At 40.7% G+C, this 14,992-nt stretch carries 12 protein-coding genes and 1 pseudogene; 10 read left to right on the forward strand and 3 right to left on the reverse strand.

All coding sequences use genetic code 11. The features are described 5' to 3' along the window. Nucleotides 1-165 precede the first annotated feature (165 nt). The 4 genes and pseudogenes from V7K25_RS02960 to V7K25_RS02975 all read left to right on the forward strand — a co-directional run bounded on the left by V7K25_RS02960 (nt 166) and on the right by V7K25_RS02975 (nt 6,161). Nucleotides 166-909: a choice-of-anchor K domain-containing protein gene (locus V7K25_RS02960; protein WP_335154901.1), complete on the forward strand. Its 744-nt coding sequence runs from the start codon at nt 166-168 to the stop codon at nt 907-909. Nucleotides 910-1,470: 561 nt separating this feature from the next. Then, the gene (locus tag V7K25_RS02965; protein WP_335154903.1) at nt 1,471-2,184 is read left to right on the forward strand and encodes a conjugal transfer protein TrbI; all 714 of its coding nucleotides are present in this window, start codon (nt 1,471-1,473) and stop codon (nt 2,182-2,184) included. A 1,662-nt stretch (nt 2,185-3,846) separates the two neighbouring features. Continuing rightward, nucleotides 3,847-4,518: pseudogene (locus V7K25_RS02970) on the forward strand (S-layer homology domain-containing protein); the annotation flags it as partial. A 401-nt stretch (nt 4,519-4,919) separates the two neighbouring features. Beyond that, nucleotides 4,920-6,161 (forward strand): S-layer homology domain-containing protein, encoded by a 1,242-nt coding sequence (locus V7K25_RS02975; RefSeq protein ID WP_335154904.1) that lies wholly within the window; start codon nt 4,920-4,922, stop codon nt 6,159-6,161. Between the two features lie 106 nt (nt 6,162-6,267). On the opposite strand, the gene V7K25_RS02980 is transcribed toward V7K25_RS02975, so the two are convergent. Further along, nucleotides 6,268-7,620 (reverse strand): GAF domain-containing sensor histidine kinase, encoded by a 1,353-nt coding sequence (locus tag V7K25_RS02980; RefSeq protein WP_335154906.1) that lies wholly within the window; start codon nt 7,618-7,620, stop codon nt 6,268-6,270. A gap of 287 nt (nt 7,621-7,907) precedes the next feature. Here V7K25_RS02980 and V7K25_RS02985 point away from each other — a divergent pair, with 287 nt between their 5' ends. Then, a complete protein-coding gene (locus V7K25_RS02985) occupies nt 7,908-8,225 on the forward strand; it encodes a DUF3155 domain-containing protein (RefSeq protein WP_335154908.1) in 318 nt (105 codons plus the stop codon). A gap of 446 nt (nt 8,226-8,671) precedes the next feature. Here the strand turns inward: V7K25_RS02985 and V7K25_RS02990 are convergent, their stop codons facing one another. Together V7K25_RS02990 and V7K25_RS02995 are read right to left on the reverse strand one after the other, a co-directional pair. Next, nucleotides 8,672-9,202, reverse strand: coding sequence for a cofactor assembly of complex C subunit B (locus V7K25_RS02990; RefSeq protein ID WP_335154910.1), 531 nt, complete (start codon nt 9,200-9,202; stop codon nt 8,672-8,674). A 52-nt stretch (nt 9,203-9,254) separates the two neighbouring features. Next, complete coding sequence (locus V7K25_RS02995) at nt 9,255-9,602, reverse strand: PadR family transcriptional regulator (protein ID WP_229484307.1); 348 nt, start codon at nt 9,600-9,602, stop codon at nt 9,255-9,257. A gap of 793 nt (nt 9,603-10,395) precedes the next feature. On the opposite strand from V7K25_RS02995, the gene V7K25_RS03000 reads away from it, so the two are divergent. From V7K25_RS03000 to nth, 5 genes are all read left to right on the forward strand, one after another. Beyond that, entirely contained in the window at nt 10,396-10,974 is a 579-nt protein-coding gene (locus V7K25_RS03000) for a DUF3611 family protein (protein ID WP_100899706.1), read from the forward strand. A gap of 311 nt (nt 10,975-11,285) precedes the next feature. After that, entirely contained in the window at nt 11,286-11,603 is a 318-nt protein-coding gene (locus V7K25_RS03005; protein WP_335154913.1) for a hypothetical protein, read from the forward strand. A 190-nt stretch (nt 11,604-11,793) separates the two neighbouring features. After that, the gene (serS, locus tag V7K25_RS03010; protein WP_335154915.1) at nt 11,794-13,074 is read left to right on the forward strand and encodes a serine--tRNA ligase; all 1,281 of its coding nucleotides are present in this window, start codon (nt 11,794-11,796) and stop codon (nt 13,072-13,074) included. 117 nt (nt 13,075-13,191) lie between these two features. Beyond that, a complete protein-coding gene (gene rseP, locus V7K25_RS03015; protein WP_335154917.1) occupies nt 13,192-14,292 on the forward strand; it encodes an RIP metalloprotease RseP in 1,101 nt (366 codons plus the stop codon). 23 nt (nt 14,293-14,315) lie between these two features. Beyond that, nucleotides 14,316-14,987, forward strand: coding sequence for an endonuclease III (gene nth, locus V7K25_RS03020; protein WP_335154919.1), 672 nt, complete (start codon nt 14,316-14,318; stop codon nt 14,985-14,987). The last annotated feature ends 5 nt before the right edge of the window (nt 14,988-14,992 follow it).

The following is a 14,992-nucleotide window of genomic DNA, read 5'->3' on the forward strand; positions in this document are numbered from 1 at the left end:
TATTTTTTTACTATCCATAATTTAAAATTAATAAAATAATTTTTTAGATAATATTTTGTAATATATAAATCCAGTAAAATACTAGTGCGTTTTAAGGAAATTTACTAATTTAGACTGGAAACATAGTTTAAAAAAGCTCCAAAATTAGATTTGGATACTTAATTTATGAAACTAAGTTTGGTTTTTGCGACTGCTATATCTAGTTTTTTTGTGGGTGCGACTATAGCACTTGGTTTCTCTAACCAAGCAGATGCTCTAACTTTTTCTGGTATCTCTACTGGTACATGGGGAGAACCTACTCCAGGAAGCACTGATATCAATCCCAATCCCATATACACAGGTGTGGGAAACAACATATTTACTTGGGGTGATGTTAATGTGTGTCTACCAAGTCCAAATCCTAGTGGGTGTACAATAACAGGCTCAAATAAACTTACCTTTAGTGGAAATTCATTTTTAACTGACATTAACTCTGTATTCAAAATCGCTGATTTAACTTACTTTAATGGAACTGTAGTTAAAGGTACAAGCGTTGAAGAGGTGCCTTTAAATCTCAATGTATCCTTCAGCCCTCCCGTTGGAATCAGCCAAGTTTTTGACTTGAAATTGCATCTAGTAAATACACCTAATAGCGTAACAAATTCTGAAGAAGAGAATGCAGACCTTGTATTTATAGACGAAAACTTGAGTAATCTGACTTTTGCCTTTGAAGGCAATAAATACACGCTTGAACTAACTGGTTTTAATTCAGACGTTGGGCAGATAAGCATTAAGGCTCTTGAAGGAGGCACAACTAAAACAGCTATTTATGCCAAAATTAAAACCATACCTGAACCTGCAACAGTAGCGGGTCTATTCCTGGTAGGCATGTACCTGATATCTAGTAAAAAATTGCTGGAGAAGAAATAGTCAGAGCTTTAGCGTTCCTGTATTTTATGCAATTGAGAACCGCTACATACTCATATTCCATAATTAATAAATTTTAACCCAGCACAAGAATTGCTGCGATCGCATCAAAATTTATTCCCATAGAAGAATTCAGGAGCAAAGCCAAAGACGCTCTCTACAAAACGTGTAAGGTACGCAGACTCGCTCTAAGCGAACGCGAGTGTGTCTTTAATACCACTTGCCTATGGCACGCTCCGCGAATGTGGAAGCAAGCTACGCGCAGCAGCGACCATAGAAGAAGGAGAAGAGAAGGACATAAACAATAAAACAACTTTGGCAACAATTAGATTAATTTTGCGTCATATTGAGAGTATCTCACCATCTATTTAGTGACGCACATTAGCAAGATACAAATTCTGAGGAGCCATATCTCCGATAGGACTAGTTGCAACACAAACTCCAGGTTATATTAAACACCTTCATATTCAGAATGCGCCTATAAACAGGTTTCATAAATTTTAGAAACAAACTAAGTGAATCAACGTCATTAAATACATCACATACACAAAGGTTTACCCACTCATGACTCGTCTACATCAATGGAAATCTGGAACTGCTGCACTCATGGCAATAGCCGTTACTGCAAGCGTGACTGCCCCACTGTTAAGTTTAGCTCCGGCTAATGCACAATACAGAATTGGGCAAGACAGAATTGGACAATATGGAAACGTTACCATTCCTTCTGGGGTTGCTTTACCTGTTACCTACGATAAAGAGACAATCACTATTGCTCCTGGGGAAAGTAAATCTCTAACCTTGAGAATAGCCAATGACATTATTGACAGAAATAGAAATGTCTTGATTCCCGCCGGTACTAAAGTAAATGGACGATTAGAATCTGTTGACCTAGATAGTTATTATTCAAGAAATACAGATGATAATCAAGGGAAAGGTGTGCGGTTTGTAGCTCAAGAATTAGAATTTTCTAATGGTCAACGTCAGCCAATTAATGCAAGTTCTCGGACATATACCACAACTCAAAAAGTTTCACAGGGGCCTAGCACAAATCAGATTTTAACTGATGCAGCTATCGGTGCGGGTGCTGGTCTTTTAGGTTCACTAGTGACTGGTAACCGCAAAATTGACGATTTAAAACCTGTTCTCGGTGGGGCTGCGGGTGCGGGAGCAAGTGTGCTGTTGAGGAAAAAACAAGGAAATGCCTTTGTTCTTAGACCCGCACAAGATTTGAAGCTTACACTGAATTCTAACTTGAATTTAGTACCACAATCCCGCTAGTAGATTTCACTCAATTGTAAGTCGTGACTTTAATCACCCCTAATAGGCGATCGCAATTTTCAACTATACTGTGCGATCGCCTTAATTTTTAATAGGAAAAAATTATATTTAACAACAACCATTCTACCTTTATATCGTTTTAATAATTATTAATATTTATTAGAATTTTTATTTAATTGCCCTATGTGAGGAGCTAGAAAAATCAGCACTATTTTATTCTCTATCCAAAAGAGTATTCAAAATTACGTAATATCCTGATATTTTTATTAAATAGTGGCAGTAAAGGAGCTTTTGCTTGTGGAAATTCAAGGTTTCGGTATAGGTACATGTCTTGCAATTCCCGTAGTATTAGGTCTTTTAACTCAGGGAGAAAGGATAAAAGAATTTTTAGTTCAAAACACCCATCAAATATCCACTAACAAGGAAATGAGCCTATCTAGCCGCGAGCTAATTAGCGCTACTTCAAAACCGAAAACATACTATGTTAGTGGTAGTGGAAATGACGAAAATAACGGACTCTCTACTTCATCCGCTTTTAGGACAATTCAAAAGGCAGCAGACCTTACCAACCCTGGCGATACAGTATTGATTATGAACGGCGTATACAAAAATATAGCCAAAGCTGTGAGTGTAGTAAATATTAAACGTTCTGGAAAAGCAAATGCATGGATTAAGTATAAAGCATATCCTGGGCATTCCCCAAAAATTCAGCACAATACATGGAATGGTATCTTGATTTCAAACGGAGCTTCATATATTGAGATCAATGGGCTGGAGGTGATAGGGAACAATGCCAATATCACCCTTGATTATGCGATGAGTCAGAAGACTAACAAAGTAAACCCACTAACTAATGGAAACTGCATCAACGTTGACGGACGAACCAATAGTCGTAGTCATCACATCCGTATTCTGAACAACAAAGCGCATGACTGTGGAGGAGCGGGTATTTCAGCGATTCAATCCGACTATGTGACAATAGATAATAACGTAGTGTTCAATAATGCCTGGTATAGCATTTATGGTAACAGTGGCATTTCATTGTTGAACAATTGGAATTCTGACAATAACCAGGGATACAAGATGTTGGTTACCAACAACAAGAGCTACAACAATCGCATGTACATCCCTTGGATTGCAGTCGGAAAGATCACAGACGGAAATGGCATCATTATTGATAGTTCAAAAAATGGCGATCAGAATTTAAATATGAGTCCATATACAGGACGTACTTTAGTTAAAAATAATCTTTCATTTAATAATGGTGGTTCTGGCATTCATTCATTTTTAAGCGAGCATGTTGATATTGTAAATAACACTGCTGTTTTAAATAATCAGAGTCCAGAAATTGAAAATGGGCAAATATTTGCTATTAGGTCATCTGATGTCAGAATTTTAAGAAACATTCTCTATGCTTTTCCTGGCAAGATGATTAACAGTAATTATCAAGCTCAAAATGTTAGTTATGACTATAATATCTACCTCAACAGTTCTAAGATAAGTATTAAGGGGCCTCACGATGTTGTTGCAGACTCAGAGTTTTTAAGTAAGCATCCCACTATTGAAAAAATATTTAGCAATTGGAAATCAAAGCTAGATAAACAAAATCCGCCAACGCGGAATAATGTAGAGTCTAAGTCGGCAAGTTTAGTTTGTCAGCCAATGACTTATACTTTGCAAAGCAAACCCATCCAAGCGGGATGCTCCTCGACATCTTTGGCTCAAACTCCTGATTCATCTTCGGCTCCAAGTACTGCTTTTTCTGATGTTTCATCTAACTATTGGGCGGCACAATTTATTCAACAATTGTCACAGCGAGGTGTAATTGCCGGATTTCCTGATGGTAGCTTCCGCCCTGAAGAACCTGTGACACGCGCTCAATTTGCCGCTATGGTCGATAAAGCTTTCCAAAAATCACAGCAACGGCAGGCGATCAAATTTTCTGATGTGCCTAGCAACTACTGGGCATCCAGTGCGATTGGGAAAGCCTATAGCATTGGTTTCTTAGCAGGATATCCTGGTAATCGCTTTGGGCCTAACCAGGCTATTCCCCGCCAGCAGGTTTTGGTGTCCCTCGCCAACGGTCTGGGATATACTTCTGGTGGCAATACCCAAAGCACTCTAAGGTATTTAAACGATGCCTCTAACATCGCTAGCTACGCCCGTAGCCCGATCGCAGCAGCAATTGAAAAACAAATTGTGGTGAACTATCCTAATGTGAAGTCCTTGAATCCAACCGCAACTGCTACTCGCGCCCAGGTAGCAGCTTTTATCTACCAAGCACTGGTTAGTTCTAATCAAGCCCCAGCAATTAACTCACCCTATGTCGTGTCAAACCCCAGGAATTAACTGCTTCATGTCGTAACTCAATTCAAGTCGTGACTTTAATCACCTCTCATAGGCGATCGCCACTTTAACTATAGTGTGCGATCGCCTTCATTTTTAAGCCGAAAAAATCTATTTTTCAGCAACTATTTTATCTCTATATCGTCTCACTCAGTATTGATATTTTCTCAAATACTTATTTAATAGCATTAATCGGTAATGGGCTGATTCAACTATTACCTCTTTCTAGCTGAGTTGGCAGATATTTTATGAATTTGACTATCTAATTACTATTGTATGTCGGAAGTAATGGTTTTTACAAAAACCATAAATAATTGGGAACCTAATACTTCAGCAAAGGTCTAATTAATTAACAGTAAAAAAAGTAATTTTCTCGGAATTAAAAATTAATGTTTACTTTAAATATTTTGCAATCTAGAACAGCTGCACTCATGGCTTTAAGCGTCACAGTAGTTACTGTAGCGCCTTTCATTACAGCTTCACCATCTTTTGCTCAAACTACTTTTTCTGATGTTTCATCTAACTATTGGGCAGCCCAATTTATTCAACAATTATCGCAACGAGGTGTGATTGCCGGATTTCCTGATGGTACTTTCCGCCCTGAAGAAGCGGTGACACGCGCTCAATTTGCCGCTATGGTCAACAAAGCTTTTCAAAAACCAGCGCAACGGCAAGCAATCAATTTTGTTGATGTGCCTAGCAACTATTGGGCATCCAGTGCGATTGGGCAAGTCTATAACATTGGTTTCTTATCTGGTTATCCTGGAAATCGTTTTGAACCTAACCAAGCTATTCCCCGCCAGCAGGTTTTAGTTTCCCTTGCCAATGGTCTGGAATATACTCCTAGCGGCAATACCGAAAGCACTCTGCAATACTTCAACGATGCTTCTAACATCGCTAGCTATGCCCGTAGCCCGATCGCAGCAGCAACAGAGAAGCAAATTGTGGTGAACTATCCTAATGTGAAGTTCCTGAATCCAACTGCAACTGCCACTCGCGCCCAGGTAGCAGCTTTTATTTACCAAGCGTTGGTTAGTTCTAATCAAGCCTCAGCAATTAACTCGCCTTACGTTGTAGCTGTCGGGTCTACTACCCCCAAACCTGTTGCTGTGACAATTCCCCAAGGGACTGCTATCCCTGTGAAGTATGACAAGGCAGAAAAAATTCTGGTTACAAAGGATGAAACAGCGCCTTTGACATTGACAGTATCCCAAAACGTGGTTACGCAAGACGGATCTGTAGTGATTCCGGCTGGTAGTCAGGTTATTGGTCAACTCAAACCTGCTACAGGTGGTTCTCAATTCGTTGCCGAAAAACTGGTTTTGGCCAATGGTCAAGAGTATCAGCTTAACGCTACTTCAGACGTGATTACTAAAACTGAAACCGTCAAGAAGGGTACTAGTATTGGTTCAATTATCAAAGATACTGTGTTAGGCGCAGGTGCAGCAACTGCGGTATCTGCTGTCACAGGCGATCGCGCCATTGCCACAGAAGAAGTCTTGGGTGGTGCTGGTATCGGTGCGTTGGTTGGTCTGTTCTTCGGCAAGAATAGTGTTGACTTAATCGCCATTGACCCAAATACCGATTTACAAATGACCATCAATCAAAACTTGTTGGTTTCACTAAAATAGTCATTGGTCATTGGTCATTACTATTTACATAGGACAAATGACCAACTCTCAACTTCAGTTATTAGCCATTAGTCTTTACAAATTACAAATTACAAAGGACTAATGACTAATTCTCAACTTCCGGTAACCAAATAATAAACGTAGTCCCCGGCGCATCGGGTGAAGTTAGCTTAGAGTTGATTGCAGGGCTGAAAACCTCGATTTCGCCCTGCATTTGCTCTATTAATTGTTTTGCGATCGCTAACCCCAAACCAGTGCCAGGGATTTCTGTTTGGGCTTGTACACCCCGATAATGCCGTTCTCCAAGATGTTCTAAATCCTGGGGGGGAATGCCAGGCCCGTTGTCACTAATGACAATTCCCTGAAAATTAGCCTTTTCTTGCCCCGCCTGAATTAAAATTTTGCCACCAGGGGGAGTATATTTCAAAGCATTATCAATAATGTTAGTTAATACCTCTCGTAATGCTTTGACGTTGGCACGTACTAGAGGTGAATTCTGTTGAATTTCAGTTATTAGTTTTAGCTTTCGCTCTTGTGCGATCGCTTTAGCTGATATTAATAAAGGTTCTAATATATCTGCTAACGAGCAGTCAACTGCTTTATCTCCCGTTCCCGGCAATAATAACGGCGGTTTAGCGTCTTTTTGGATAGTTGCTTCCACAAATACTTCTTCAGGGAGATGTAGTGGTGCTAAATCTGCTTCTGTCAAGTCAATTACTTGATCGAATTGTTGCAGCAATTCTTGGAGGCGATCGCTTTCCCGCACAATACTATTTGCCACATTTCGGTTGGTGTCTGCTGGTCGTAACCTTTTCAATAAAAGTTTACCAAAAGTCCGCAATGCTGTTAATGGGTTACGAAACTGATGCAACAGATTATCCAGCAAATCTCGCTGTTTTTCTTGGAGAACTTGTTGCTCATGCAACTGCTGCTCAAACCATGCTCGCCGTTGATCTAAAATACAAGCGATCGCCAGTGTTTGGGCTATCCGTTGAATCTGACTTTCTTCGTGTTCATTCCATGCCCGATCTTTCCTACCCGTCACTAATAACCCCATCATTACACCTTCATAAACCAGAGGTAAAACAATTTGGTTACCACTAAATAAATATTCCTCTTTTAGATGGGGCCCTGACGCATTTGGTATCTCAGACTCTGGTAACGAGGTGGGAGATTCTGATCCTGCTGTCAATAACCTTCTCTGTTGATTGGGTAATATCAACACATTTCCAACTTGAAGTTGCTTGTGTTCTGTTGCTTCAGCAGTCTCCTCCCCTGGTGGTAATAATGCTGTTTCCGGGTAAATTACCACAGGAATCAGTTTGGCCTCATCTGAGGGAGTCTCTACCAATTCTTGTGTCAGGTACACAATACTTAAAGTTGCTCCCAGCCCTTGGGTTAGTAGCGCTATTTGCTCTCGACATAGAGCAAGAAAATCGGAACTGGCAGACATTAACATTTTTTAGCTTTTGCTCAAGATTACAGATTTTGAGGCATCATGATTAAGAGAGAATACTAGTTTATACCTCACCCCTTTAATAAAGCTTAACTAAAGTTTTCTACATGAAAGGTTTGTACCAAGGGATTATATCCTTAGGTGGTTTTGTTTTCCCTGTCTCCAAAGATATTAATTTTATTAAATTAAAAGGTTAAAAACTATTGATATTTTGAACTAGAACCTATATAATTACGACTGATTTTGTAGCTATCACTACAATCTATAGCTTGAAAGAGGAGGACAATAGATTGGCAAGGAGACGCAAAAGGAAAAGTCGTCGTCGTCAGGAAGGACGGCGGATTTTGGAACATGTGCCTCAATATAGCATCGAAAGTGGCGAAGAAAAACCTGTGACAGCAGCGAGAAGATTCATTCAAGCTGAAGGTATTTTGCCACCCGCCTTGTTACTCGTAAAGCGAAATGAACACACCACAGACCGCTATTTCTGGGCAGAAAAGGGACTCTTTGGTGCTCAATACGTAGAGGAAAACCATTTCTTGTTTCCTAGCTTGAGGGTGTTAGAACCTTCGCCAGGTCAAGAACCTGTTGCTTTAGCTAGTCGGTGAACCATAAACAGTCATCTTAGGCATTGATGTGGCTCCTGACTATACATTAACTGGCAAAATTGCTAAGTTTATGCAAAATTTAATTTTTTTTTAGTTTGGAGCTGATTTGCTTTTTAAGGCTAGTCCAGGTAGTTGGAAAATCAACTTGTGTCAAACCACGCTAGATTGCATGGATTGATACTATTTTGAAGATTCAGAAGGGAGTGGGTATAGAGCCAAGCGCCTCCAAAAGCGCTAGTGAAGTTGCGTTTTATGCCGTAAATTGTTAAACCTTGCTCTGTCAACAAATTTAAGTTAATGAATTTAAATTTTTCCCCACACTTTTGTCGTGGGGATTGACAAAGCAGAAGTCTTAATTTGCTCCTTCCTACTTTCCAGTGCGTAAAAAGTACGTCAGATCAGAAGTCTGCATATCATAGTTAAGAGATGGTCATAAAAACCAACAATTATTCAGCAGCCTTGAGCTGTAGAATCCTCTGTAACTCGCCCAGTTCATCTCGATGGGCGACTACAGTGATTTTACTTGAGGAGGTTTGTTCGCTCTGAGTTGTTTCTACTTTGAGCGACACCTTCTCAAGTCTTCCAGATTTTTTCCAATAAAATAGACCACTCAAAGGCGACAGCAGTACTATAGGCAGAACAAAGGTACTGAGGTTAGGAAAAAGCAGGTACACGACTAGTGATAGACAAACAATACCAGTCGCAGCCAGCAGAGTTAAAAATATAGCTAAAAACCAGCTGGGGCGAACAAAACCTTCAAAAGTTACTTGGTTTTGTTCTCGGTCTACCTCTGCGACTCGATAAGACCGCGAGCGAAAATACTCTTTTAATTGAGACATTAAAGCAGCTTCGTCTTGCTCAGATACCAGTTGTGCTGTTTCTATGCGGTCTTTAGTCGAGGCACGAATAAAGAAAAACAGCCCAACTGATAACAACAAGGTTAGCAGGAACGTAGATGGCAAAATAGCAGTATCCATAACTAATTGTTATTGCTTGACTGGAGGAGACTTATTCATTATCAATTATTCGTTACTTTGTCCTCTTGTTGATGTAGTCAAGCCATTGAAAAGCTAAATCCTGCGCTTGAACTTGCCATTCTGGAGAAACTTGGTACATTCGCCTGGGGCGTCCTCGTCCTTCGAGTTTCTTCCAATATCCAGTGATTGCCCTTTCATCTTCCAGAAATTTGATTGCACTATAAAGTACGGTATCCGAAAGTCTATAGGTTGGATATTCAGTTTCTAATTGCTCAATCAACTCGGTTCCGTAAGATTCACCTTGTAATAAAACAGACAGTATGTAACAAACTGCTACTTCCTGACAAAGGTAAGTTGGCGGAGGATTCTCAAAGAATTGATATATATCCTCAAGTTTCATGGTTAGTGAATGGCTAAAAAAATGCCTTAGGGTAGGGTCTACAATCCTTGGAGTCAGTATATATTACTACTATTAAACAAGTAGTATATATAAAGCTACTTAGAATAGATATCTATTACGTAAATACGAAATAATTACCCACAACTTTACAGGTGTGGGACGAGTTTGGGAGTTTTAGGGGCACACAATAGTGTATCCCTACTCAAGCTCGATACGGGTGGTGAGGAGCGAACAGACTGTGACTTTGCCACAGTCTTAGTGTTAAGTGATGTCGAGCTAGTTAGAACTGCTGAAGCAATAAAATGCCATCGAAGAAATTTTACAGGTAAAATGCTATTTTGTCTGTAAAAGTTCATAAACACTTTGTTTTACAGTGATTTTCCCAATGCGAATTCTGAAAGCTTACGCTAAGGCATATGTCTGGGTTAAAGCTGCTACGGCAGTGGAAACACTTAAGTAGTAACCATTACTGATTTTCTCAACAAGAGAATCTTTTGTCTCTTATGGCAGGTGTGATAGTAGATTTATCAAAGAAGACCTCAAGGTGAGGGAAGGAAGACCTGATTTTCACGTTATATGGAAAAACCTAACCCCCTAACCCCCAACTCGTAGCGGGAAGGGGGAAAAATTCAAAGTCTCTCTCCTAGAAGGAGAGAGACTTAGAGAGAGGTTTTCTAAATACCGTAAAAAGTCAGAAAGAAGACGGGGAAATGCTCTGACGCGGGTAAAGAACTCTTCGCGTCCCCTTCTCCTCGCATCCCTTAATCAAGCGCCCAGCATATTAGTTCACTCTATGTCACAAACTCCCGATGCTCCATCATCTTCCTCAACTCTGCGGGCAATTGCCCAAACTTTTCGCCTTACAGGTTGGATTAGCTTCTGGATTCAGCTAGTACTAGGTGTTGTTTCTAGCATAATTGTGTTGCTGTTCGCCATCTTTAATCAAAGAACTGGTAGTCCTAGTAATAATCCTGGGACTGGCTTTGGTGTATTTTTAGCAATTTGTGGGCTGGTTATTTTGGGCGGAGGTATTTATTTAGCTTACCGTTACACTAGAATTGGCAAGCAATTGGAATCCTCCAATCCCAGCAACCGCCCTCGGAAAAGCGAGACTGTGCAAGTATTACGCTTAGGGCTGTGGGTGAATTTAGGGGGAACGCTGGTAACTCTTCTGGGAGCACAAGCGATCGTTGGTACACTGGTAGCAAGATCCATTTCTCCCCAAGCTATAACTACCCAATTTTTTGACCCCACCCGGATTATTAGTGGTCTAGATATGCTTGTGGTACAGGCAAACACTAATACTGTCTCAGCACATTTTGCAGGGGTTATTGCCTCACTTTGGCTACTCAATCGGATTAACCGACCCTAATATGAGTGCTGAGTTTTCAGGAGTCAAACGAAATTAATCATACTTTTCCGAAACGGACAAAACTGGGTGTGAAGACAACTACATAATCCTTGAAAGACATCCTGCTAATACAGCACAGCATAATTCAAATCAATGGAACGCTTGCGGTATAAGAATTACAAATTACGTTAGCGAGTCAGGAGGCGGCTCACTTGCGCCAAGCAAGATCCCTGTAAGGGTACGAGGTCATACGAATTTCGCCAAGCTGTAATAGTAGGTGATGCTAAAACTAGCACAAGGATGATATATACCTTTTTTGGAAGTCTGACACCATGAGTAATCAACCAGCACAGAAATTTAATCAAGACGTATGGAGATTTGGCGTACAGGTTTTCTTTAGTAGCATCGTGTTGGGGCTGTGCATTTTCAAGCTTGGTTCGCCAAGAGATGATAAGAATATTGCGCTTTACTGGGGTGGTTTATCAAGTGTACTCGCATACTGGTTACCTTCACCTGGACAAAATAGAGATGATAAGGAACCACCGAATATTACTCAAAGGACGTTTGCAGCCACTGATAACAATAATAGTAATGGTCAGAGTCTTGCTCAGGTTTCTGAAACGACAGTAACTCAAAATACGAGTTCATGATTGGTTTAATGCATTATTATGGTTTATTAGCCTGGCACTGATGCTAGAAAATCTCGATTAGAGATTGAAACTGATTTTTCTAATAAACTTTGTTTTTCCAGTTACAGCAAAGCAAAATTACTATATGCTAAATGCTTATATGTTAACTGGATTGACAAGAAGATTTTAGACTAAAAACTGAGAAAAATCTGTGCTGGATATTAAGCAAATACGGGAAAATCCGCAATTAGTTCAAGAACTATTGAATAGTCGTAGTGGTAAATACGACATTGAACCGATTTTACAGTTAGATCGGCAACAGCGAGAACTAGAGGGGACACGCAGTCAACTTCAAGCTCGTAGCAACGAAATTGGTAAAATTGTTGGGCAAAAGATTAAATCTGGGATCAATCCTCAAGACCCAGAAATTCAAACTTTGCGGGATGAAGGTAACTCTGTCAAAGCTACATTGAGTGAACTAGAACCCCAAGAAAAAAACCTCAAAGCTAAAATTGCCCAACTTGTGTTGGCACTTCCCAACTTACCAAGCGACTCTACACCCCTTGGTAAAAATGAGGAAGATAACATAGAAGTACGCCGTTGGGGTGATGAGTACATTCCTCAAAATCCGAATATTCTCCCTCACTGGGAAATTGGCGAAAAGCTGGGTATTCTCAATGTTGAACGAGCTGTAAAAGTTGCCCAAAGCCGCTTTGTGACATTGATGGGCGCTGGTGCGGCATTGGAGAGGGCATTAATTCAATTTATGCTGTCTCTCCATACTCAAGCTGGTTATGTAGAAGTCAGTCCGCCTCTGTTAGTTAATACCGAGTCTTTGACGGCGACCGGTCAGTTACCCAAGTTTGCGGAAGAAAGCTTTAAATGCGCTGATGACGATTTGTGGCTGATTCCGACGGCGGAAGTTCCAGTTACAAATCTTTATCGAGGTGAAATTCTGGCTGCTGAAAACTTACCTATTTATCATTGTGCTTTTACTCCCTGTTTTCGCCGCGAAGCTGGTAGCTATGGGCGCGATATGCGGGGATTAATTCGCCTGCATCAATTTAACAAGGTGGAAATGGTGAAGTTTGTCGAACCCAGTACGTCTTTTGATGAACTGGAGAAATTGGTCGGAAATGCAGAAGCTATCTTACAGGCGTTGAAGTTGCCTTATCGTGTAGTAAATTTAAGTACTGGAGATTTGGGATTTGCCTCTACCAAAACTTATGATTTAGAGGTTTGGTTGCCCTCTTCTAGCAAATACCGCGAAATTTCTAGCTGTTCCAATACTATAGATTTCCAGGCGCGACGGGCTGATATTCGCTTCAAAGAGGCGGGGAAGAAAGGCACTCAGTTCGTACATACCCTCAATGGTTCGGGTTTGGCTGTGGGGCGGACTATGGCAGCAATTTTGGAGAATTATCAACAACCTGATGGGACAGTGAGGATACCAGAAGCCCTGCAACCTTACTTGGGGCGTGAAGTATTGTAATTAGTCATTTGTCATTAGTCTTTTACCAATGCCCCATACCCAATGCCCAATGCCCAATGCCCAATGCCCAATTAGAATGGAGATAACTATAGCTTAATATTTTCACTAATTTACTCTATGTCAGTTTTAGCAGCGATCGCAGTTTTGGCTGTTTTAATCTTGGTACACGAGTTGGGACATTTTGTTGCAGCCCGTTCTCAAGGCATTCTCGTTAACCGTTTTTCTTTGGGTTTTGGCCCAGTTCTTCTTAAGTATCAAGGAAAGCAAACCGAATATGCTATCCGCGCTTTTCCCTTGGGCGGCTTTGTGGGCTTTCCCGATGATGACCCCGATAGCGATGTTCCACCCAATGATCCAAATCTACTGCGTAACCGTCCAGTTTTAGACAGGGCGATCGTTATCAGTGCCGGAGTGATCGCAAATTTAATATTTGCCTATTTGGTGTTGGTTCTGCAATTGGGTATCGTCGGTATTCCCAAGGAATTAACCTATAAAGCTGGTGTCGCCGTACAGCCTGTTAATCAAGAATCTGTTGCCTATCAAGCAGGAATTCGGGAAGGAGATATTATTCTGGCTGTTAACGGTCAAGAACTCCCGGCTTCTGAAAAGTCAACTCCTTTGCTGACAAAAGAAATTCAAACTCATCCCAATCAGCAAATCGAACTGAAAATTTTGCGTGAAAACCAACAACAATCCCTGAAATTAACGCCAAAACTGGGAGCCGATGGTAAAGGTGTAGTTGGTGTAGCACTTAGCCCAAATGCTACAGCAATTTATCGCCGTCCTAATAGTGCTTTTGAAATTTTTGGCATTGCTGCTAACAGATTTCAACAATTATTTGTTGGTACACTTAGCGGTTTTGGGCAGTTAATTACCAACTTTCAACAAACTGCTGGACAAGTTTCTGGGCCAGTTAATATTGTCAAAATCGGTGCAAAATTAGCTGAGGACAATAGCGCAAATCTATTGTCTTTTGCGGCAATTATCAGCATTAACTTGGCTATTATCAATATTTTACCTTTACCAGCTTTGGATGGCGGACAACTTGCTTTTCTGCTGATTGAAGGTTTACGTGGTAAGCCTGTACCAGCCAGGATTCAAGAAGGTGTAATGCAAACCGGTTTGGTGTTACTGTTAGGGTTAGGAATTTTTCTGATAGTCAAAGAAACTACTCAATTAACTAGTCAATTAGAGTGGGTGCAAAGATTGTTTCAGTGAAAATAAAGAGTGGAGAGTAGGGAGTGGGGAATAGGGAAAAGGAAGTTTTACCTTTAAAGCAACGGGCGATAGAAATTTTAGCTAGGCTGAAGTGTCTTTATCCAGATGCTACTTGCTCTTTGAACTACTCAACGCCAGTACAATTGTTGGTGGCAACGATTCTCTCTGCTCAGTGTACTGATGAGCGGGTGAATAAGGTGACACCAGCTTTATTTGATCGGTTTCCTGATGCTGAGAGTTTAGCGATCGCTGACTTGGTAGAATTAGAAAGCTTGGTGCGTTCAACAGGGTTTTATCGCAATAAAGCTAAGAACATTCAAGCTGCCTGTCGAATGATTGTTAGCGAATTTGACTCTGTTGTGCCTAACCAAATGGAGCAATTATTAAAGCTTCCAGGTGTGGCGCGGAAGACAGCCAATGTAGTCTTGGGTCATGGTTATGGCATTAATGTTGGAGTGACGGTAGATACTCACGTTAAACGCCTTAGCGAACGTTTGGGTTTAACCCAAGCAAAAGACCCCGTTCGGATTGAGCAAGATTTAATGGGTTTATTGCCACAGCCTGATTGGGAAAATTGGTCAATTCGGCTGATTTATCACGGTCGTGCTATTTGTAAAGCCCGCTCTCCTGTCTGTATTGCTTGTGAACTTGCCGATTTATGTCCTGCTGCTAATAAGCCAGTGGTTGTAGGGTAAGCAAC

The sequence above is a fragment of the Nostoc sp. genome (assembly GCF_036919495.1).
Taxonomy (GTDB): Bacteria; Cyanobacteriota; Cyanobacteriia; order Cyanobacteriales; family Nostocaceae; genus Nostoc.

Coding starts and splice junctions, on each gene's coding strand:
- V7K25_RS02960 (WP_335154901.1), top strand. CDS start 166: ATGAAACTAAGTTTGGTTTTTGCGACTGCTATATCTAGTTTTTTTGTG.
- V7K25_RS02965 (WP_335154903.1), top strand. CDS start 1,471: ATGACTCGTCTACATCAATGGAAATCTGGAACTGCTGCACTCATGGCA.
- V7K25_RS02975 (WP_335154904.1), top strand. CDS start 4,920: ATGTTTACTTTAAATATTTTGCAATCTAGAACAGCTGCACTCATGGCT.
- V7K25_RS02980 (WP_335154906.1), bottom strand. CDS start 7,620: ATGTTAATGTCTGCCAGTTCCGATTTTCTTGCTCTATGTCGAGAGCAA.
- V7K25_RS02990 (WP_335154910.1), bottom strand. CDS start 9,202: ATGGATACTGCTATTTTGCCATCTACGTTCCTGCTAACCTTGTTGTTA.
- V7K25_RS02995 (WP_229484307.1), bottom strand. CDS start 9,602: ATGAAACTTGAGGATATATATCAATTCTTTGAGAATCCTCCGCCAACT.
- V7K25_RS03000 (WP_100899706.1), top strand. CDS start 10,396: ATGTCACAAACTCCCGATGCTCCATCATCTTCCTCAACTCTGCGGGCA.
- V7K25_RS03005 (WP_335154913.1), top strand. CDS start 11,286: ATGAGTAATCAACCAGCACAGAAATTTAATCAAGACGTATGGAGATTT.
- rseP (WP_335154917.1), top strand. CDS start 13,192: ATGTCAGTTTTAGCAGCGATCGCAGTTTTGGCTGTTTTAATCTTGGTA.